We start from the raw sequence: 20,873 nt of genomic DNA, 5'->3' as shown, positions 1-20,873 counted from the left end.
AACCGCATCAGTCACGGGATTCTCCCTTTCGTTTGCGCCCCTCGGGCGCGCCGACCTTCTCGATCGGACCAGTGTTCGTCTCGGCGGCGAAAGCCTCTTCCGCGGCGATGAGTTCCGGCGACCGCTCGACGAAGACCGTCGCGATGCCCCGACCCCGGCCGCGCGACGCGCCCCCGGTCATGACGATGCCCTCGTGCGTCGCCTCGGCACCCGGCAGCGGAACGCGACCCAGCACCTTGCCCAGCAGACCACCGATCGAGTCGACGTCATCGTCGTCGAGTTCGATCCCGAACAGGTCACCGATGTCGTCCAGCGAGCTGCGGGCGCTCACGCGATACCGGCCCGGGCTCAGCTCGACGATCTCGTTCTGCGGCACGTCGTACTCGTCCGCGATCTCGCCCACGAGCTCTTCGATGAGGTCCTCGAGTGTCACGAGCCCGGCGATGCCGCCGTACTCGTCGACGACGATGCAGACATGGACGGCGTCACGCTTCATCTGCTGCAACAGGGTCTCGGCCATCATCGACTCGGGAACGAAGCTCGCCGGCCGGAGGATCTTGCGGATGCCCTGGGTGCGCCATCCGTCTCCCGCACCGAAACCCGACTGGACCAGGTCTTTCAGGTACAGGATGCCGACGATGTCATCGTCGCTGCCCTCGGTGACGGGGATGCGCGAGACCCCCGTGCTGAGGAACAGGCTCATCGCGTCGTCGGTCGTCGCCGAGGCATCCAGCGTCACCATGTCGGTACGCGGCACCATGACCGAGCGCACGAACGTGTCGGTGAAGTCGAAGACCGAGTGGATGAGCTCGCGGTCCTCGTCTTCGATCAGGTCCGCCTCGGCGGCCTCGTCGACCATGCTCAGCAGCTGCTGTTCGGACGCGAACGACGCGACCCGGCGACGACCCGGCGTGACGCGATTGCCGAGCGCGACCAGAGCCCCGGCGATCGGGCCGAGGATGATGCGCACGAACCGCACGATCGGCGCGCACGCGCGCAGCAGTCCCTCGGCGTGCTGACGACCGACCGTGCGCGGACTCGCCCCGACGAGCACGAACGAGGCTCCGGTCATCAGGACGACCGCGGCGAGCATCGCCCACCAGATCGAGTCGAACAGGATCGTCAGCGACACCGTGACGAACACGGCGGCCGCGGTCTCGGCCAGGATGCGGATGAAGACCACCGCGTTGAGGTGGGCGTCGCTGTCGGAGGCGATCGCCCGCAACGAGCGACGCGCCCGCGCCGTCAGCGCCCACTCGGCCAGGTCGGCGCGCGAGGTGACGCTCAGCGCCGCGTCGAGCGCGGCCATGAGGCCCGCGAACGCGACAAGGAAGAGGGCTGCGAGGAGAAGGAGAAGGGCGGTCATGCGGGTTTACGGCGCCGCTCGCGCACCGAGAAGCCGATCAGCAGATCGCGCTGCAGACCGAACATCTCGCGCTCTTCTTCGGGTTCGGCGTGATCGAATCCGAGCAGGTGCAGGAGGCCGTGAGTCGTCAACAGCAGCAACTCGTCTTCGGTCGTGTGACCGGCGTCACGCGCCTGCGTCTCGGCGACCTGCGGGCAGAGGACGATGTCGCCGAGCAGACCCGGTGGTGTCGGGATGTCTTCCGTGCCGGGTCGCAGCTCGTCCATCGGAAAGCTCAGGACGTCCGTCGGGCCCGGCTCATCCATCCACTGCACGTGCAGGGCCTCCATCGCACCCTCGTCCACGAGGATGATGGCGACATCCGCTTCAGGGCTGACGTGCAGCTCTGCGAGGTTGTACTCCATCAGCCGCAGCAGCTTCGTCTCGTCGATGCCCGTCACCCCGGACTCGTTGGTGATCTCGATGGTCACGAGCGCCCTCCCTGGGCTTTGCGATCCGAGGACTGATGGTTCGGAGCTTTGCGGTCACGCGGACCGATCGGACGAGTCGACGACCGGCGCTCGGCGCGATTGGCGAACTGCGCCGCCTGCTCGCGCTCATAGCGTTCGGCGGTGCGCTGTTCGTCGTACTCGGTGTACGCGTCGACGATCTTTCCGACGAGCGTGTGCCGCACGACATCCGCGCTCGTCAGGCGGGCGAAATGGATGTCGTCGATGTCGTCGAGCACCCGGGTCACCAGGCGCAGGCCCGACGATCCGCCCGGCAGGTCCACCTGCGTGATGTCGCCCGTGACGACCATCCGCGTGTTGAAACCGAGGCGGGTCAGGAACATCTTCATCTGCTCGGGCGTGGTGTTCTGCGCCTCGTCGAGCACGACGAAGGAGTCGTTCAGCGTCCGGCCGCGCATGTACGCGAGGGGTGCGACCTCGATCGTTCCCGTCGCCATCAGCTTGGGGACGATGTCGGGATCCATCATCTCGTTCAACGCGTCGTACAGCGGGCGCAAGTACGGGTCGATCTTGTCGTTGAGCGTGCCCGGCAAGAATCCGAGCCGCTCCCCCGCCTCGACCGCGGGACGGGTCAGGATGATCCGGCTGACCTCTTTGCGCTGTAGCGCCTGAACGGCCTTCGCCATCGCCAGATAGGTCTTTCCGGTACCCGCCGGGCCGATACCGAATGTGATCGTGTTCTCTTCGATCGCGTCGACGTAGTCCTTCTGACCCAGCGTCTTCGGGCGGATGATCCTGCCGCGCGACGACAGGATGGCCTCGCCGAGCACATCGCTGGGACGGCGCGAAGGGTCGTCGCCGAGCAGCCGCGCCGACGACGTGACGTCGGCGGGCGCGACGTTGTAGCCCTCGCGGGTCATCGTGAGCAACTCATCGACGAGCGTCCGAGCGGCGGCCACGGCATCCGCGGGTCCGGACAGCGTGATCTCGTTGCCACGAACGTGGACATCGACGCCCGGATGCTCCTTCTCGACCACGCGCAGAAGTCGATCCTGCGGGCCGAGCAACTGCACCATCGCGACGCCGTCGGCAAGAACCCGATCGCTGACGGTCTGTTCGCCCGACGAAGTCTCTTCGGTCGGTTCAGTCACTGACGCTCTTCTCGGAAAGTCCGCCCGCGAGAACGTGGGCGTGTACATGGAATACGGTCTGCCCCGCTCCGGCGCCGGTATTGAAGACCAGCCGGAAGTCGCCGTTGGAGTGCTGCATCGCGAGGGTGTTCGCCAGGCCGATCATCTCGGCGAGGAGGTCCGGGTCGCCCGCGGCGAGTTCGACGACGTCGCGGTACTTCTCTGTCTTCGGGATCACCAGCAGGTGCAGGGGGGCGCGGGGCGCGATGTCTGTGATGGCGAACACGTTCTCGGTCTCGCCCACCATCTCGGAGGGGATGTCGCCGCGCAGGATGCGCGTGAAGATCGAGGGTTCTCTGCTCACCCGTCCAGTCTACCGAGCGGGGCTCGCGCGCGGTCGGGGCTACCAGCGGCCGAGGGCGGCGCTCGCCACCGCCAGCGCGGCCGGGCCTGCCGTCGACGTACGCAGCACCGTATCGCCCAGGCGGACCAGGACGGCCCCGGCGGCGACGAGAGCGTCGAGCTCTTCCGGCGCGATCCCGCCCTCGGGACCCACCACCAGCACGACATCGCGCTCACCGACGGGCTTCAGCAACTGCGCGGTGAGCGTCGCGTCGGCGGTCGGCTCGAGAACCAAAACGGATGCCTCAGCCGCCCGTGCGGCGAGCTGCTTGGTCGTGACCGGGGCCGAAACCTCCGGAACCCAGGCGCGATGCGCCTGCTTGGCCGCCTCGCGCGTGATGGCCTCCCACCGCGTGACGCCCTTCGCGATCTTCGGGCCCTCCCAGCGAGAAACGCTGCGGCCGGCTTGCCACGGCACGATCCGGTCGACGCCGAGCTCGGTCGCCGCCTGCACGGCGAGCTCGTCGCGGTCGCCCTTCGCCAGCGCCTGCACGAGCACGAGACGCGGACTCGGCTGAGGCTCGACCCGACGTGCCGTGACGCGAACCGTCACCTCCTTGGGCGTGACGCTCTTGCAGACCCCGTCGAGCCAGACGCCCCGACCGTCGCCGACCGTGACGTCCTCGCCCGGACGCACGCGGCGAACGACGGCCGCGTGATGGGCCTCTGCGCCCGTGAGCGCCAGGGTGTCTCCGGTTTGCGCATCCGTCGCACCCTCGGCGACGAAATGCAGGGCCATCAGGCGTTCCGGAAGCGGTCGCGGAGTTTCGAGAAGATGCCCTGCTGGAAGTGCGCGAGCTTGGGCGCGGGCGCCTTGGTGCGCTTGCGGAGCTCTTCGACGAGGGCCCGCTCCTTCGCATCCAGGCGCGTCGGGGTGAGGACCTGCACACCGACACGCAGGTCGCCGCGCTGCGAGCCGCGGAGCGCGGTGATGCCGCGGCCCTTGATCGTCAGCACGTCACCGGCCTGGACACCGGGGCGTATCTCGAGCTCGACGGGTCCGTCCAGTGCGTCGATCGTGGTCGTCGTGCCGAGCACGGCGTCGGGCATCGAGACCTCGAGGGTCGCGAGCAGGTCGTCTCCCTCGCGGCTGAAGACCTCGTGATGGGCGACCGTGACCTCGATGTAGAGGTCGCCGTGGGGTCCACCCGCCGGCCCGACCTCGCCCGAGCCGGGCAGCTGCAGGCGCAGTCCGGTCTCGACACCCGACGGGATGTCGAGCGAGACCGTGCGACGCGAGCGCACGCGGCCCTGCCCCTGGCAGGTCGAGCACGGGTAGGGAATCGTCGTGCCGTAGCCCTGGCACGTCTGGCACGGCTGGCTCGTGACGACGTTGCCGAGCAGGCTCCGCACGGTCCGCTGGACGTGCCCCGAACCGCGGCAGATGTCGCACGTGACGGGCTGCGTGCCCGCCTGACAGCACGAGCCCTGGCAGGTCTCGCAGATGACGGCGGTGTCGACCTCGAGGTCGCGATGAACCCCGAACACGACGTCCGAGAGTTCGAGCGTGACGCGCACGAGGGCGTCCTGACCGCGCTCGCGACGCGACCGGGGACGCTGCCCGCGACCGCCGCCCTGACCGCCGAAGAACGTCTCGAAGATGTCACCGAACCCGCCGAAGCCGCCCTGACCGCCGAACGGCGAGTCGCCGCCACGGTCGTACTTGCTGCGCTCTTCGGTGTTGCTCAGCACGTCGTACGCGTGCGTGACGAGCTTGAAGCGCTCCGCCGCATCCGCTCCCGAATTCACATCGGGGTGGAGCTCGCGTGCGAGTCGCCGGTAGGCCTTCTTGATGTCTTCGGTGCTCGCGTCCCGCGGAACGCCCAGCACCTCGTAGTGGTCTGCCATGTTGCCTTTCACAGATGTCCGACGGCTGCGCCGATCGGGTCGCGTCCTTTAGCGGGACGTCTCGTCTTCGTCGAGCATGCGCGAGAGGTAACGCGCGACGGCTCGGGCGGCCGCCAGGTTGCTCGGGTAGTCCATACGGGTCGGGCCCAGCACGCCGACGCGCGCCATGGATCCGGATGTCTCGTAGTCGCTCGTCACGATGGAGGCCTCGGCGAGACCCCACTGTTCGTTCTCGCGTCCGATGCTCGCCGCGAGTCCCTGACTGTCGGCGACCATCTCGCTCATCAGGCGGATGAGAGTGACCTGCTCTTCGATCGCCTCGAGCAGCGGATAGATGCTGCCGCGGAAGTCGGTCTCGCGGCGGGCGAGGTTGGCGGCACCGGCCATGACGAGGCGGTCCTGCCGGAACTCTTCGAGCTCTTCCGACAGCACGTGCGCGACCTGGACGAGCGCCGTGTCGATCACGGGCGCCGCCGGGTCGGCCGCGATACGCAGGGCATCCACGCGCTCGGACGCTGCGCCGACAGCGAGCCCGGTGATCAGAGCGGCGAGTCGGCCGCGCAGCACGGGCACGTCCTCGTCGTCCAGCGGCACCGTGAGGGGCGCGATCCGCTGCGACACGCGACCGTTGTCGGTGACCAGGATGATGAGCAGGCGCTGGGGCGCGAGCGAGACGAGCTCGACGTGCGTCACGTGGGCGTTCGCGAAAGACGGGTACTGGACGACGGCGACCTGGCCGGTCAGCTGCGAGAGCACGCGAACCGTGCGCGCCAGGACGTCATCGAGATCGCCGGTGCCGCCGAGAAAGCTCGAGATGGCCGTGCGCTGAGCGGGTGAGAGCGGACGGACTTCGGCCAGGTGATCGACGAAAACGCGGTAGCCCTTGTCGGTCGGCACGCGGCCCGACGACGTGTGCGGCGCGACGATGAGTTCTTCGTCTTCGAGCAGCGCCATGTCGTTGCGGATCGTCGCGGCCGACACCCCGAACGCGTGGCGCTCGACGATCGAGCGGCTGCCGACCGGCTCGTGCGTCGAGACGTAGTCCTGGACGATCGCCCGGAGGACCTGCAGGCCTCGTTCGCTGACCATGATCCCCCTTCCGTTGGCACTCGAGAAGTCTGAGTGCCAATTCTAACGCCTCGAGCGATGGGGGCGGTGCTGCGGCACGGCCGATGCCGGTCGGTGTGCCCGGCCACGGCATCGTGCCTATGGCAGCAGAGCCCGCACGACGGCGTCGGCGAGCAGCCGGCCCCGCAGGGTCAGCACGATACGACCCCGCAGAGCATCGGATGCCTCGACCAGGCCGTCGGCGATGAGCCCCGCAACCGCGACGCGCGACGCGCCGGGCACACGATCCAGCGCCAGCCCCTCGCGGATGCGCGACTCGAGCAGCACGCGCTCGAGAGTGGTTGCCGCGGCATCCGGTCTTTCGCGTCCCGCCGCGGGCGACTCCCCCAGCGCCAGCCGCTGCGCGTACGCGGCCGGATGCTTGACGTTCCACCAGCGCAGTCCGCCGACGTGACTGTGGGCGCCGGGCCCGAAGCCCCACCAGTCCTGGCTGCGCCAGTAGTTGAGGTTGTGGCGAGACCGATGCTCGGGTGTGCGCGCCCAGTTGCTGACCTCGTACCAGTCGTAGCCCGCGGCCCCGAGTCGGGCGTCTGCGGCCTCGTACATGTCGGCCTGCAGGTCGTCGTCGGGGGCGACGAGTTCACCGCGACGGATGCGTCGGGCCAGCGGCGTCCCCTCTTCCACGATCAGCGCGTAGGCCGACACGTGGTCGGGATCGTGCTCGAGCGCCGTCTCGAGTGACCGCGTCCAGTCGGCCAGCGATTCCCCCGGCGCTCCGTAGATCAGGTCGAGGCTCACCGCGAGTCCGGCGGCACGGGCGGTCGCCACGGCGGTCGCGACGTTCTCGGGATCGTGCGTGCGATCGAGCGCCGCCAGGACGTGCGGCACGCTCGACTGCATGCCGATCGACAGGCGGGTGACGCCCGCCGCGGCGAGGGTTTCGGCGACCTCGGATGTCACGGTGTCGGGGTTCGCCTCGACCGTGATCTCGGCACCGGGTCGCAGGCCGAAGGTCGCGTCCACGTCACCGAGCATCCGCGCCAGGTCGCCCGCGGGCAGGAGGGTCGGCGTCCCCCCGCCGATGAAGACCGTCGATGCGGGCCGGAGCGCCCCGGCGTCCTCGAGCACGCCGCGCGCGAGCGCGATCTCACCCGAGAGCGTTTCGGCGTAGGAATCCTGCCGTACCCCCCGCAGCTCGGTCGCCGTGTAGGTGTTGAAGTCGCAGTATCCGCAGCGGACGCGGCAGAACGGCACGTGCAGGTACACGCCGAAATCCGCCGCGGGATCGAGCGGCAGGTCCCGCGGCAGGGCTCCGTCGGCGGGTGCGGGATCGCCGACGGGAAGGGGGCCGGCCACGTCAGGCGGGGGTCGTGTAGAGCGGCGAGATCGCCTGCAGGTACCGCGTGAAGAGCAGGCGACGACGACGACGTACGAGGCCCGTCATCATGCGATACGCGGTCGCCGCGGGCGCATCGAACGCCCGCACGGTGAACCAGACCTCGTCGTTGGGAAGCCACTCGACCATGAAGGACTCTTCGCCCCGCACGACCGAGCCGCCCACGGTGCCGAGCGCGAACCCGACCCGGCGCGTCTCTTCGACCACGAAGATGACGCGCAGTTCGGCATCCGCGCGCAGACCCGCAATCCGTCCGCGCACGTGCACGTTGGTGCCGGCGCCCACGAACGGTGTGCCGTCGGCGTCGAAGCGCTGATCGGCCTCGGTGCGCGAGGGCGCGAGGGCGTTGCCCTCCTCGTCGAAGCTCACACCGGAATACATGGGACCGGATGCGGGACGCACATCCGACAGCCGAAGCCCCGCGCCGCGCACGGCACCCCACGACAACAGCGATTCGCTCGCCGCCTGGAACCGAGCCTCGCCCGAACCGATCCGCAGCGTCTCTTCGGCCGGGATGCTGTGCTCGGGCGGAAAGTGCATCAGGTCGGCGGCCTGCGTGGCACCGACCGCCGCGTAGTTCACCGTGTCGTCCTTGAACGTCCCGCGCCGCATCATCCGAGCCTACTTGGCCTTCGTCTCGGTATCCCCTGAGAGGGCCGCGATGAAGGCTTCTTGCGGAACCTCGACGCGACCGACCATCTTCATGCGCTTCTTGCCCTCTTTCTGCTTCTCGAGCAGCTTGCGCTTGCGGCTGATGTCGCCGCCGTAGCACTTGGCAAGAACGTCCTTGCGCATGGCGCGGATCGATTCGCGAGCGATGATCCGGGCGCCGATCGCTGCCTGGATCGGCACCTCGAACTGCTGGCGCGGGATGAGCTTCTTCAGGCGCTCGGTCATCAGAACGCCGTAGGCGTAGGCCTTGTCACGGTGCACGATGGCGCTGAACGCGTCGACCGCCTCACCCTGCAGCAGGATGTCCACCTTCACCAGATCGGCCTCCTGATCGCCGCTCGGCTCGTAATCGAGCGAGGCGTACCCGGCCGTCTTGGACTTGAGGTTGTCGAAGAAGTCGAAGACGATCTCGCCGAGCGGGATCGTGTAGCGGATCTCGACCCGGTCCTCGCCGAGGTACTCCATGCCGAGGAGCGTCCCGCGGCGCTGCTGGCACAGCTCCATGATCGTGCCGACGTAGTCCTTCGGCGCGAGGATCGCGGCCTTGACCATGGGCTCGCTGACGCTCGAGATCTTGGTGCCCGAGGGGAACTCGCTCGGGTTGGTGACCGTGTACGTCTTCTTGTCGTCGGTCGTGACCTCGTAGGTCACCGAGGGTGCCGTCGAGATCAGGTCGAGACCGAACTCGCGCTCGAGGCGCTCGGTGACGATCTCGAGGTGCAGCAGCCCCAGGAAGCCGCAGCGGAAGCCGAAACCGAGGGCGACGGATGTCTCGGGTTCGTAGTTCAGCGAAGCATCCGACAGCTTGAGCTTGTCGAGCGCCTCACGAAGCACCGGGTAGTCGCTGCCGTCGATCGGGTACAGCCCCGAGAAGACCATGGGCTTCGGGTCGGTGTAGCCGGGCAGGGCCTCTTTCGAGGGCTTCGCGGCGTTCGTGACGGTGTCGCCGACCTTGGACTGGCGGACGTCTTTCACACCGGTGATCAGGTACCCCACCTCGCCGACGCCGAGCCCCTTGGTCGGCGTCGGTTCGGGCGAAGAGACACCGATCTCGAGGAGCTCGTGGATGGCGCGGGTCGACATCATCTGAATCCGCTCGCGCGGGCTCAGCGAGCCGTCGATCACGCGCACGTACGTGATGACGCCGCGGTAGGAGTCGTAGACGGAGTCGAAGATCATGGCGCGGGACGGCGCATCCGGATCGCCCTTCGGCGCCGGGATCTGCGCAACGACCTGATCGAGCAGCTCTTCGACGCCCATGCCGGTCTTGCCGCTCACGCGCAGGACGTCCTCGGGCTTTCCCCCGATCAGGCTCGCGAGCTCTTTCGCGTACTTCTCGGGGTCGGCCGCGGGCAGGTCGATCTTGTTGAGCACGGGGATGATCTGCAGGTCGTTCTCGAGCGCCAGGTACAGGTTCGCGAGGGTCTGCGCCTCGATGCCCTGCGCCGCGTCGACGAGCAGGATCGCGCCCTCGCAGGCCGCGAGTGAACGGCTGACCTCGTAGGTGAAGTCGACGTGGCCCGGGGTGTCGATCATGTTCAGCGCGAAAGTCTCGCCCGTCCCGGGCGCGGACCAGGGCATGCGCACGGCCTGGCTCTTGATCGTGATGCCGCGCTCGCGCTCGATGTCCATGCGGTCGAGGTACTGGGCACGCATATCGCGGTCCGAGACGACACCGGTGATCTGCAGCATCCGATCCGCCAACGTCGACTTGCCGTGGTCGATGTGGGCGATGATGCAGAAGTTGCGGATGTTCTCGGGCGGCGTTGCGGCGGGCTCGAGAGGCTTCAGGGCGCGGGGAGACATGTCCGGTCGATTCTACGGGGCCGGGTAGGCACAGCTGAGAACCTGCCCGCGGATGCCCGGCCGCGCATCGTAACCCGCGCCTCGCGCAACACGCCAGCGAATCATTTGTGAACAACTCGTGTGAGTTTGTTCACCACATCGATGCTTGCGCGATCGTCTGGTTGCACCGAATGCTCAATACTGCGGCCGGTTCCCCCTGCGATCTCTCCACGATCGTGACCGCGCCACATGGAGACGACACGTGACGAGTAATCGGCGATTCCTGCCACCAGCATCCGCTTCCGAATCCACCCCCATCTCGCCCCGGTCGCACGGCCGCCGGATCGCCGCGCTCATCGCGGTTTCGGCGACCGCGCTCGCCGGCGTCGGCGCGGCTCCCCTGGCGGCGTCCGCCGCCGTGAGCCCCGACGCCGCGATCGTGATCAACGAGGTGTATGGCGGCGGAGGCAACTCCGGCGCGACGTACACCAGCGACTTCATCGAGCTGTTCAACACGAGCGATGCCGCCGTGAGCGTCGACGGATGGACCGTTCAGTACGCCTCGTCGGGCGGCAACACCTGGACGCAGACGCCCCTCGCGGGCACGATCGAGCCGGGCGACTATTACCTGATCCAGCAGGCTACGGGCGCGGGCGGCACGACGCCGCTGCCGACCCCGAATGTGACCGGCACGATCACGATGAGCGGCTCGAGCGCCAAGGTCGCGCTCGTCTCGTCCGACGCCGCACTGACCGGCTCGACCGGCAACGCCGCGGGCGCGCCGACCGTCGTGGACTTCGTCGGCTGGGGATCCTCGGCGAGCGACTTCGCCGGCACGGCCCCCGCCCCGGGGACGGCGAACACCACCAGCGTCTCGCGCAACGCGGAGCACACGAACACGGCCGACAACGCCGCGGACTTCACGACCGGGGCACCCTCGCCCACCGCATCCTCGACCGGAACGCCGGAAGAGCCCGTCGACCCCGAAGAGCCGGTCGACCCCGAAGAGCCCGTCGATCCGGAAGAGCCGCAGGAGCCGACGATCGTCGCGATCGACGCGATCCAGGGCACGGGTGACGCGTCGCCGCTCGCCGGTCAGACCGTCACGACCGAGGGTGTCGTCACGGCGCACTACCCGACCGGCGGCTTCAACGGCTACGTGATCCAGACGGTCGGCACGGGCGGAGCGCTCGACTTCTCCACCCACACCGCCTCCGACGCGATCTTCGTCTACGCGCCCGGCGCCGTCGGCGAGGTCGCACCGGGCCAGACCGTGCGCGTCACGGGTGTCGTCAGCGAGTACAACGGACTCACCGAGCTGACCGTCGCCCCGGGCGCCGCCACCGTCATCGAGGCGGGCGTCACGCCCGTTCCCGCGACGGTCGGTTGGCCCACGGATGCCGCACAGCGCGAGGCTCTCGAGTCGATGCTCGTGCAGCCCCAGGGAGACTTCACGGTCTCGAACACCTACTCGACCAACCAGTACGGCGAGGTCGGGCTCGCTTCCGGCACGACGCCGCTGCGCCAGCCGACGGATGTCGCCCGCCCGGGCACGCCCGAGGCGGCGGCGGTCGTGGCCGACAACGCGGCCCGCGCCGTCACCCTCGACGACGGAACCTCGATCAACTTCCTGAGCGCCGCGAACGCCGGCCTGACCCCCGCGTGGGTCTCGCTCGTCGAGCCGCTCGTGGTCGGAGCATCCGCCACCTTCTCGGCCCCCGTGGTCGTCGACTACCGCAACAACGCCTGGAAGCTCAACCCCACCGCCCCCATGACGGCGGATGGCTCGGGCACCGACGGTGTGCAGTTCTCGAACCCGCGCACGGCCGCACCCGAGAACGTGGGCGGCGACGTCTCCGTCGCGTCGTTCAACGTGCTCAACTACTTCACCACCCTCGGCGACGAGAACGCGAGCTGCCAGGCCTACTCGACCGCGGCGGGCGAGCCCGTCACGGTGCGACAGGGCTGCGACCAGCGCGGTGCCTGGGACGATGCGGACTTCGCGCGTCAGGAGTCGAAGATCGTGGCCGCGATCGAGGCACTGGACGCTTCGGTCGTCGGTCTGATGGAGATCGAGAACTCCGCCGCGCTCGGCGAGCCGGTCGATGAGGCCACCGCGACGCTCGTGGCCGCGCTGAACGAGGCCGCCGGTTCTGAGAAGTGGGCGTTCGTGCCCTCCTCGGACGAGCTGCCCGCGGCATCCGGACAGGACGTCATCACCAACGCGATGATCTACCAGCCGGCACTCGTCGAGCGGGTCGGCGACTCCCGCGCCCTGGGTGACCAGAGCGACAACGGCGAGGCGTTCCAGAACGCACGCGAGCCGATCGGACAGGTCTTCGCCCCGGTCGACGGCGGCGCCGACTTCCTCTTCGTGGTCAACCACTTCAAGTCGAAGGGCTCGGCCGGTCCCTGGCCGGGCGACGCCGACAAGGGCGACGGACAGGGCTCGTCCAACGAGTCGCGCGTGCGTCAGGCCACGGCACTGCGCGACTGGGTCACCTCGGTCCAGGGCGACACCGAGGCGGTCCTGCTCGCGGGTGACTTCAACTCCTACGGTCAGGAAGACCCGCTGCAGGTGCTGTACGACGCGGGCTACGCGAACGCCGAGGATGCCCTCGAGATCGACTCGTCGAGCTATTCGTTCTCGGGACTCTCGGGATCGCTCGACCACATCATGCTCAACGACGCGGCGCGCGCCCGCGCCACGGGCGGAGACATCTGGAACATCAACTCGGGAGAGTCGGTCGCGCTGGAGTACAGCCGCTACGGCTACCACGGCACGCTGTTCTACGAGGACGGCCCGTACCGTTCGTCCGACCACGACCCGGTGATCGTCGGCCTGAGCGCCGAAGTGCCCCCGGTCGAGCTGACGCTGCTCGGCATCAACGACTTCCACGGTCGCATCGACGCCAACACGGTGAACTTCGCCGGAACCATCGAGCAGCTGCGGGATGCCGCATCCGGGCCGACGCTGTTCCTCTCGGCGGGCGACAACATCGGGGCCTCCCTGTTCGCGTCTTCGGTCGCGCAGGACAAGCCGACGATCGATGTGCTGAACGCGCTCGAGCTCGCGACGACCGCCGTGGGCAACCACGAGTTCGACCGCGGATTCGACGATCTCTCCGGGCGCGTGAAGGACCAGTCGGACTTCTCGTACCTCGGCGCGAACGTCTACCAGGCGGGCACCGAGACCCCCGCGCTCGACGAGTACGCGCTGATCGAGGTCGACGGTCTGACCGTCGGCGTGATCGGTGCCGTGACCGAGGAGACACCGGCTCTGGTCTCACCCGCGGGCATCACGGCGCTGTCGTTCGGTGACCCGGTCGAGGCCGTCAACCGCGTTGCGGCCGAGCTCTCGGACGGCAACGAGGCGAACGGCGAGGCCGATGTGCTCGTGGCGATGTACCACGAGGGCGCGGGTGCCGGGACTCCGGATGGCGCCACGCTCGAGGAGGAGATCGCCGGTGGCGGTGCCTTCGCCCAGATCGTCGAGGACACGGCGGCCGAGGTCGACGCGATCTTCACCGGCCACACGCACAAGGAATACGCGTGGTCGGCATCGATCCCCGGAACCGACCGCACGCGTCCGATCGTCCAGACGGGTTCGTACGGCGCCAAGATCGGCAAGATCACGCTGACGCTCGACCCCGAGACGGGCGATGTCCAGGCGCACACGGAACAGAACGTCGCACGCACGACGACTCCGGCTGCCGACCTCATCGCGACGTACCCCCGGGTTGCGACCGTGAACGACATCGTCACGCAGGCTCGCGCCTACGCGGCCGAGATCGGCAACACGTCGGTCGCCGAGGTCTCGGGCGACATCACCACGGCGTACTCGGGCGGTTCGTTCGTCGACGGTGTGTGGACGGGTGGGTCACGCGATGACCGCGCATCGGAGTCCGCTCTCGGCAACCTCGTTGCGGGATCGATCCTCGACTCTCTGTCGGCACTGCCGAACGGGGCGCAGATCGGTGTGACGAACCCGGGCGGTCTTCGTGCCGACCTGTTCGACACGCAGGCCGAGTTCGGCGCGAGCGCCGTGGCCGGGATGCCGGATGGCACGATCTCGTTCTCGCAGGCGAACGCGGTCCAGCCGTTCAACAACACCCTCGCCCTCGTCACGCTGACGGGAGCACAGTTCACGACGCTCCTCGAGCAGCAGTGGCAGCGGGACGCGAGCGGCAACGTGCCGAGCCGGCCGTACCTGCAGCTCGGGCTGTCGGACAACGTGACCTACACGTTCGACTCGACGCTGCCCGAGGGCTCGCGCATCACCTCGGTCACGATCAACGGGGCGCCGCTCGACCCCGCGGCGAACTATCGCATCGGCACGGCGTCGTTCCTCGCAACGGGTGGAGACAACTTCCGCGTCTTCACCCAGGGCAGCGACTACGTCGACACCGGTCTGCTCGACTACGAGGCGTGGATGGACTTCCTCGCCGAGAGCTCGCCGGTCGCGCCGTCCTACGCCAAGCACGCAGTCGCCGTGCAGGGTGCGCCCGAGTCGGCCGAGGCTGGCACCCAGGTGTCGTTCTCGGTGTCGGGGCTCAACATGACGAGCCGCGGCACCCCCGAGACGACGTCGCTCGACGTCTCGCTCGGCGGCACGTCGCTCGGCACCGTTCCCGTCACGGCGGGCGCGGCGACGGTTACGGTCACGATCCCCGCGGGGACAGCGGCCGGGGCATCCGCTCTGGTTCTGACAGCCGCGACGGGCACGACGGTGACGGTCCCGCTGACCATCGAGCAGCCGGTTCCGCTCGTGACGAGCAAGACCACGCTCGTCGCCCTGCCCCCTGTGCAGATCAACGGCCTGCTGCACGCGACGCTCATCGCGTACGTGTCGCAGTCCGAGGGTCGCGCGTCGGGCACGGTCGTGTTCCGCGAGGGCTCGAAGGTGATCGCCGAGGTCAAGGTCAGCCGCCTGGGCATCGCATCGAAGACCCTCCCCCGCCTGAGCCGCGGAACGCACAAGTACACCGCGGAGTTCGTCCCCGCGAACACCGGTGCGGTCGAGGGATCGACGAGCAAGAAGGAGAGCGTGCGGGTGCTCTTCTAGGCCCCTCCTCCGGAACGGCCCTCGCATCCTCGGGTGCGGGGGCCGTTCCGCTGCCCGGAGCCCATGTCTTGCCATCGAGAGGACGCAACATGCCGTCGAGGCGCCAGGGAGCACCGCATGTTGCGTCCTCTCGATGCGCAGGTCCGGGCACGGGCGGCGAAGTTAGGCTGGATGCATGACGGTGCAGGTGGTCTTCGTCCACGGAATCCGCACCTCCGCGACGATGTGGCGGGCGCAGGTCGCACACCTCGAGGCGCGCGACATCGGGGCACACGCGATCGATCTGCCCGCGCACGGCACCCGCATGGGCGAAGAATTCGACATCGACGAGGCCTTCGCCACGATCGACAGGGCGGTCCGCCGCGCAGCCGAGGACGGTCCGGTGCTGCTCGTCGGCCACTCCATGGGCGGGCTGCTGTGCACCGAGTACGTGGGCGGTCCGGAGCATCCGCCCGTCGCCGCTTTCATCGGAGCCGGATGCACCGCCCTGCCTCGCGCGGCGGGGCTCTCGGCGTACCGGGCGCTGACGGGAGGCTTCGACCGTCTGCCCGACCGCGGAATGTGGCTGACGAACCAGATCCTCTACCGCACGCTCCCCGCCGAGACGCGGGCAGACTTCGGCGCCGGCGGGTACGCGCTCGACGCGCAGGACGCGACCCTGCGCTCACTCTCGGTGCTCGACCTGTTGACGGCGCTGCGTCGTATCGATGTGCCGGTGTGGTTCATCAACGGACAGTACGACCAGATGCGGCTCAACGAGCGGCTCTTCATGCGCCTCACGCCCCAGGCCGAGCTGATCATCGTGCCGCGGACGAGCCACCTCGTCACCGCCATGCGCCCCCGCGTCTTCAACGCGCTGCTCGATCTCGCCATCGCCACGATCGAAGCGGGGACGGATGCACCGCGGTCGCACGAGACGGATGCCGAGGGCGCTGCGCGGCCGACGCGCAGGGTCCGCGGGCGCTGACCTGCTAGACTCTTTGATTGGCTTGCGTGTGGGTATCCCACCCTCACGATCGCCGTGCGGCAGCCCTCTTCTGCGGCCCGGCAAACACATCCAAACTCTCCTCGAACGAAAGACTCGACACAGTGGCAAACATCAAGTCGCAGATCAAGCGCAACAAGACCAACGCGAAAGCGAACGAGCGCAACAAGGCCGTCAAGACGCAGCTGAAGACGGCGATCCGTCGCACCCGCGAGGCAACCGCCGCCGGCGACAAGGCGGCCGCCGAGGCAGCCCTGCTCACCGCGACCAAGAAGCTCGACAAGGCCGTCAGCAAGGGTGTCATCCACCAGAACCAGGCCGCGAACCGCAAGTCGGCGATCGCCAAGCAGGTTGCTGCGCTCTGATCCGAACGCGTTCACGAAGGCCCGTCCCCCCGGGGGCGGGCCTTCGTCGTTGATGGGATGCCCGTGCAGGTCAGCGGCGGGGCGCGGGACCGCCGGGGAACGGGGTGCGGGTCGCGACCACCGTCAGCAAGCGCTCGAGGGCGAACACCGGATCGCGCGAAGCGCCCTTGACCTCGGCGTCCGCACGGGCCGCCGCCTGGATCGCGAGCCCGAGCTGGTCGTCGCTCCACCCGACCAGGTCGCGTCGCGCCCGATCGACCTGCCAGTCCTTCATGCCGAGGCGGGCCGCCAGCTGAGCGGATGACTCGCGCGTTCCGGCGACCCGCGCCATCGACCGCAGCTTCGAAGCGAGGGCCGCGACCATCGGCACGGGGTCAGCACCCGAGGCAAGAGCATGACGCAGGGCGACGAGAGCCTCGCCGTAGCGCCCGGCGATCGCGGTGTCGGCGACGGCGAAAGCGGATGTCTCGACCCGGCCGCCGTAGTAGCGCTGCACGATGTCGGCGGTGATGTCGCCGTCCACATCGGCGATCAGCTGCTGACACGCGGCGGCGAGCTCGGTCAGATCGTCGGCGAAGGCCGAGGTCAGCGCCCGGAGCGCGGGTGGGGCGATCCGGCGCTGCGCCGCGTGGAACTCGCCCGCGGCGAAGTCGTACCGATCGGAGTCGCGCTTGACCGCGGCGCAGGCGATCTCGACTCCCCCGCCCTGGCCGCTGCGGATCGCATCGAGCAGCTTCTTGCCGCGCACACTCGCGCCCGTGTGGCGCAGCACGACGGTCGCACCCTCCTGCGGCTGAGCGAGGTACGACAGCGCCTCGGCCAGGAACTCGTCGGTACACTTCTCGACGCCGCCGACCCGGATCAGCCGCGGCTCGCCGAACAACGACGGCGACGTGACCCCGAGCAGGGTCCCCGGCGCGTATGCGTCGGCCCGGACATCCGAGACCTCGAGGGACGGATCCTCGGCGCGCAGGTAGTCGCGCAGCCCGGCGATCGCGCGCTCGGCGCAGACCTCTTCGGGACCGGAGACCAGCACGATCGGGGCGGGTTCGGGCCGGCGCCACGACACCTGCGGGATGCGGCTCGCGGTCGCCTTGGCCGGTGTCCGAGCCGATCGTGTCGCCATTCCCCCAGCCTACTGACGGCGCCGACATCGCGGACCGCATCGAGGCGACGGCGCGATGCCCCAACGGCATCCGCAGCCCGGCCGCTCACCCGGCGTTTGCGCGCCACACCTCGAGCCCGGCGTCGGTGCGGCGCACCAGCCCCAGACCATCGACATCCGAACGCACGATCGTCGTCCCCGCGCTCGTGAGCCGATCGAGGAGCTCGGCACGTGGATGCCCGTAGTCGTTGTCCGCCCCGACACCGATCAGAGCGAGGGATGCGTGGACGTCACCGTAGAACTCCGGATCCTGATCCGCGCTGCCGTGGTGCGCGACCTTCACGACGTCGAATGTTCCGCGCACCCGGCCCGTCGCCCCGAGCGCACGTTGGGCGACCGCGGAGAGGTCCCCGAGGAACAACCCGCGCGGCATCCCGCCGTCCGCACGCGCGACGTCGAGCACGATGCTCAGGTCGTTGCCCGGCTCGAACGGCGACCGTCCGGCATTCGGCCACAGGATCTTCCAGCGTGCCGCACCGAGCACCCCGGTCATACCCGCCACGCCCCGCACGGCCCGGGCACCGGCACGGGCGAGGTCTCGGACCATCCGCTCGTCCGCGGGCTCTCCCGGCGGCCCGTGAATCACGGTGCCGACGCGCCCGATGAGTGCACCGACCGCGCCGACATGGTCGAGGTCGAAGTGGGTCAGAACGAGCAGATCGATCCGATCCACGCCCGTCCGGGCCAGGCAGTCCTCGAGCAGGCCGACGTCGGGCCCGGTGTCGATCAGGGCGATGGCGCCGCCCGAGCGAAGCAGCACGGCATCACCCTGTCCGATGTCGCACTGGGCGATGCTCCACTCACCCGGCACCGTCAACGGCGCGAGCGGCCGATCGAGCAGCACTCCCCCGACGGCGATCCCGGATGCCGCGACCACCCCGAAAGCGATGCCCACGCGGGCCCGCCGAGCCATGGCCGTCCGCGGACGCACCACGAGCGCGAACACCAGCGCCGCACTCGCAATGGCAAGAGCCCCCGCGCCCAGCACCCCGCCGGGCCAGGGCAGGTCGGCCCCGGGTAGCCCCGACAGCACCGACGCAACGCCCGCGATCCAGGATGCCGGCACCCACGCGACCCACGTCAGCACGTCCGCGATCGGCGCGGCGAACCCGAGCAGACAAGCGGCCAGGCCGACGAGCGTCGCGACCGGAGCGGCGGGTCCGGCGAGCAGGTTGGCGACGATTCCGTAGGCGGGGATCCGCGGATCGATCAGCACGAGCAACGGCCCGCACGCCAACTGCGCCGCGGCGGGAACCGACAGCGCGACCGCCAGCGGAGCGGGCAGCGCCCGCGCGAACGCGGTCGCGAGGGGACGGCTCAGCACGAGCAGCCCGGCCGTCGCCGCGGCCGACAGGGCGAACCCGAGCGAGTGCGCGAGCCAGGGGTCGCTGACGAGCAGCGCCGCGACGGCCAGCGCGAGCACCGCGAGTCCCGAACCTGCGCGGTCCGCGGCCAGCGCGAGCAGCGCGATCGTCGTCATCGCGGCCGCGCGGATCACGCTCGGCTCGGGGGTGACGAGCAGCACGAACCATCCGAGGGTCGTGAGCGCGAGAACCACGCGAGCGATCCGCGGTAGCCGCAGCAGACCCGCGAGGGCGAAGGTCAGTGCAACGACGACGGCGCAGTTCGCACCCGAAACCGCCGTCAGATGGCTGAGCGAACTCGTGCGCATCTGCTCGTCGAGTTCGTCCGACACTCCGGATGTGTCGCCGACCGCCAGCCCCGGCACGAGGCCGGCACCCGCTCCCGGCAGCGCCGATGCCCGATCCACGAACCGTTGGCGCAGGTCCGCTGTCAGCCCGAGTGCACCGGGCGGCGGCGCGTCGACACGTACCGACGTCGCGAAGACGATCAGCACGGCCCGATTCCCGGCGTCCGTCTCGCGCCCCGACCCACGGACCGTCACGCGGCTCCCGAGATCGAGGGCGTCCGGCGCCCGAACGGCGGAAAGCGTGCGCGCATCGACCCAGATCGTGAGCGGAACGGATGCCTCGAGCGGGCGCCCGCCCACGCGCACGACCCGCGTGTCCACCTCGAACCGCACCGATCCGGCCTTCGCGGGCTCGATCTTCGTACTCACGACGCCGTCGATCTCGACGGCGCGCCCACCTTCGCCGACGAAAGCGACGGCGCTCGCACGCTCGCCCGCAACGAGAGCCACCTGCGCCGCTACGCATCCGGAGATCACGATCGACATCGCCAGGACGACGAGCGCGATCGACGGGCGGCGGAGGAGGATGATCAGGGTCACCACGAGCACCGCCACCGCCCCGAGTGCCACCCACGCCGCCGTTTCGGGAACGATCACGAGGATCAGTGCTGCCACCCACGCCGTGACCGCGGGGATGACGAGCGGGGCCGCCCCAGGTCGCACACGGGGTCGCGCGCCAGGGCCCTCGGCGCGTCGCTCTCCAGATCGCACGCCGCGCGGCCCGGAAGAGTCCCCGGAAACAACGCGGGCCGCCTCCACCGCCGAGCGACCACGTCTCTTCATCGCACGATGCTCATTCACAGGACCACGAGGGGCCGGAGCGATTCGAGCATCTTCTCGCCGATGCCGGGTACCGAGAGCAGGTCATCGACGCTCGAGAAGCGCCCGTTCGTCGTGCGCCAATCGACGATCCGCTGCGCGATCGCGGGCCCGACCCGCGGCAGGGTGTCGAGTTCGGCGACGGTTGCGGTGTTCAGGTTCACGCGCCCGTCTCCGCCGCCCGCCCCCGCCCCTCCCAGCGCGCCAGATGCCGCCGCGGCTTCGCCCTTCACGGGCACGACGACCTGCTCGCCGTCCGAAACGGTCCGCGCCAGGTTCACCCCGGCATCGTCCGCGTCCTCCGCGAATCCGCCCGCTGCGGCGACCGCGTCAACCAGCCGCGCCCCTCCCTCGAGCCGGTACAGGCCCGGCCGCGCAACCGCGCCCGAGACGTGGACGTAGAGCGTGCCGGCCGTAACGTCCGTGCCATCCGGGCCGGTCGTCTGATCGATCGGGACGACCTCGGCGGCGCTGCCGCCCGACTGCACGATCCCGACGGCGACCGTGATGCCGAGCGCCACCAGCAGCACCACGACGACGGCGCCGACCAGGGCCCGAGCACGCGGCGATGCGCGCGCGTAGGCATCGCCGGGGCCGTCCACGGTGCTCTCGTCGGCGGCCGGGTTCGGAGGATTGTCGCGCGCCAC

The 20,873-nt window shown here is 69.5% G+C and carries 16 protein-coding genes; 3 read left to right on the top strand and 13 right to left on the bottom strand.

Features of this window, described 5'->3' with window-relative positions; all coding sequences use genetic code 11:
* Nucleotides 1–7 precede the first annotated feature (7 nt).
* The 10 genes from CGU35_RS05495 to lepA form a co-directional block, all read right to left on the bottom strand.
* Entirely contained in the window at nucleotides 8–1,366 is a 1,359-nt protein-coding gene (locus tag CGU35_RS05495) for a hemolysin family protein (RefSeq protein WP_100810590.1), read from the bottom strand.
* Nucleotides 1,363–1,836 carry an rRNA maturation RNase YbeY gene (gene ybeY / locus CGU35_RS05490; protein ID WP_100810589.1) on the bottom strand — a complete coding sequence of 158 codons (474 nt, stop codon included), beginning with the start codon at nucleotides 1,834–1,836 and terminating at the stop codon, nucleotides 1,363–1,365. Before ybeY ends, CGU35_RS05495 begins: the two co-directional genes overlap by 4 nt.
* Nucleotides 1,833–2,966: a PhoH family protein gene (locus CGU35_RS05485; protein ID WP_374935768.1), complete on the bottom strand. Its 1,134-nt coding sequence runs from the start codon at nucleotides 2,964–2,966 to the stop codon at nucleotides 1,833–1,835. The genes ybeY and CGU35_RS05485 overlap by 4 nt, the downstream gene beginning before the upstream one ends.
* Nucleotides 2,959–3,252, bottom strand: a complete 294-nt coding sequence (locus tag CGU35_RS05480) for an HIT domain-containing protein (RefSeq protein WP_232711224.1) — start codon at nucleotides 3,250–3,252, stop codon at nucleotides 2,959–2,961. Before CGU35_RS05480 ends, CGU35_RS05485 begins: the two co-directional genes overlap by 8 nt.
* 96 nt (nucleotides 3,253–3,348) lie before the next feature.
* Nucleotides 3,349–4,086 carry a 16S rRNA (uracil(1498)-N(3))-methyltransferase gene (locus CGU35_RS05475; RefSeq protein WP_100810587.1) on the bottom strand — a complete coding sequence of 246 codons (738 nt, stop codon included), beginning with the start codon at nucleotides 4,084–4,086 and terminating at the stop codon, nucleotides 3,349–3,351.
* The gene (gene dnaJ, locus CGU35_RS05470; protein ID WP_100810586.1) at nucleotides 4,086–5,195 is read right to left on the bottom strand and encodes a molecular chaperone DnaJ; all 1,110 of its coding nucleotides are present in this window, start codon (nucleotides 5,193–5,195) and stop codon (nucleotides 4,086–4,088) included. The genes CGU35_RS05475 and dnaJ overlap by 1 nt, the downstream gene beginning before the upstream one ends.
* 48 nt (nucleotides 5,196–5,243) lie before the next feature.
* Nucleotides 5,244–6,284 (bottom strand): heat-inducible transcriptional repressor HrcA, encoded by a 1,041-nt coding sequence (hrcA, locus tag CGU35_RS05465; RefSeq protein WP_100810585.1) that lies wholly within the window; start codon nucleotides 6,282–6,284, stop codon nucleotides 5,244–5,246.
* A 117-nt stretch (nucleotides 6,285–6,401) separates the two neighbouring features.
* On the bottom strand, nucleotides 6,402–7,619 hold the full coding sequence (hemW, locus tag CGU35_RS05460) for a radical SAM family heme chaperone HemW (RefSeq protein ID WP_100810584.1): 1,218 nt from the start codon (nucleotides 7,617–7,619) through the stop codon (nucleotides 6,402–6,404).
* Between the two features lies 1 nt (nucleotide 7,620).
* Nucleotides 7,621–8,271, bottom strand: coding sequence for a DUF1990 family protein (locus CGU35_RS05455; protein ID WP_100811298.1), 651 nt, complete (start codon nucleotides 8,269–8,271; stop codon nucleotides 7,621–7,623).
* A 9-nt stretch (nucleotides 8,272–8,280) separates the two neighbouring features.
* Nucleotides 8,281–10,137: a translation elongation factor 4 gene (gene lepA, locus CGU35_RS05450; RefSeq protein WP_100810583.1), complete on the bottom strand. Its 1,857-nt coding sequence runs from the start codon at nucleotides 10,135–10,137 to the stop codon at nucleotides 8,281–8,283.
* 295 nt (nucleotides 10,138–10,432) lie between these two features.
* Here lepA and CGU35_RS05445 point away from each other — a divergent pair, with 295 nt between their 5' ends.
* The 3 genes from CGU35_RS05445 (at nucleotide 10,433) to rpsT (ending at nucleotide 16,531) form a co-directional block, all read left to right on the top strand.
* Nucleotides 10,433–15,181: an ExeM/NucH family extracellular endonuclease gene (locus CGU35_RS05445; protein WP_100811297.1), complete on the top strand. Its 4,749-nt coding sequence runs from the start codon at nucleotides 10,433–10,435 to the stop codon at nucleotides 15,179–15,181.
* 175 nt (nucleotides 15,182–15,356) lie between these two features.
* Nucleotides 15,357–16,148 carry an alpha/beta fold hydrolase gene (locus CGU35_RS05440; RefSeq protein WP_100810582.1) on the top strand — a complete coding sequence of 264 codons (792 nt, stop codon included), beginning with the start codon at nucleotides 15,357–15,359 and terminating at the stop codon, nucleotides 16,146–16,148.
* A gap of 122 nt (nucleotides 16,149–16,270) precedes the next feature.
* Nucleotides 16,271–16,531 (top strand): 30S ribosomal protein S20, encoded by a 261-nt coding sequence (gene rpsT, locus CGU35_RS05435; protein WP_100810581.1) that lies wholly within the window; start codon nucleotides 16,271–16,273, stop codon nucleotides 16,529–16,531.
* Nucleotides 16,532–16,601: 70 nt separating this feature from the next.
* On the opposite strand, the gene holA is transcribed toward rpsT, so the two are convergent.
* The 3 genes from holA to CGU35_RS05420 form a co-directional block, all read right to left on the bottom strand.
* A complete protein-coding gene (gene holA / locus CGU35_RS05430) occupies nucleotides 16,602–17,657 on the bottom strand; it encodes a DNA polymerase III subunit delta (RefSeq protein ID WP_100810580.1) in 1,056 nt (351 codons plus the stop codon).
* A gap of 85 nt (nucleotides 17,658–17,742) precedes the next feature.
* Nucleotides 17,743–20,022, bottom strand: coding sequence for a ComEC/Rec2 family competence protein (locus CGU35_RS05425; RefSeq protein WP_181003394.1), 2,280 nt, complete (start codon nucleotides 20,020–20,022; stop codon nucleotides 17,743–17,745).
* Between the two features lie 182 nt (nucleotides 20,023–20,204).
* A complete protein-coding gene (locus CGU35_RS05420) occupies nucleotides 20,205–20,828 on the bottom strand; it encodes a helix-hairpin-helix domain-containing protein (RefSeq protein WP_100811296.1) in 624 nt (207 codons plus the stop codon).
* Between the last annotated feature and the right edge of the window lie 45 nt (nucleotides 20,829–20,873).

The sequence above is a fragment of the Microbacterium sp. BR1 genome, assembly GCF_002812725.1.
Classification (GTDB): domain Bacteria; phylum Actinomycetota; class Actinomycetes; order Actinomycetales; family Microbacteriaceae; genus Microbacterium.
This window is presented reverse-complemented; position numbering and strand designations above follow the sequence as displayed.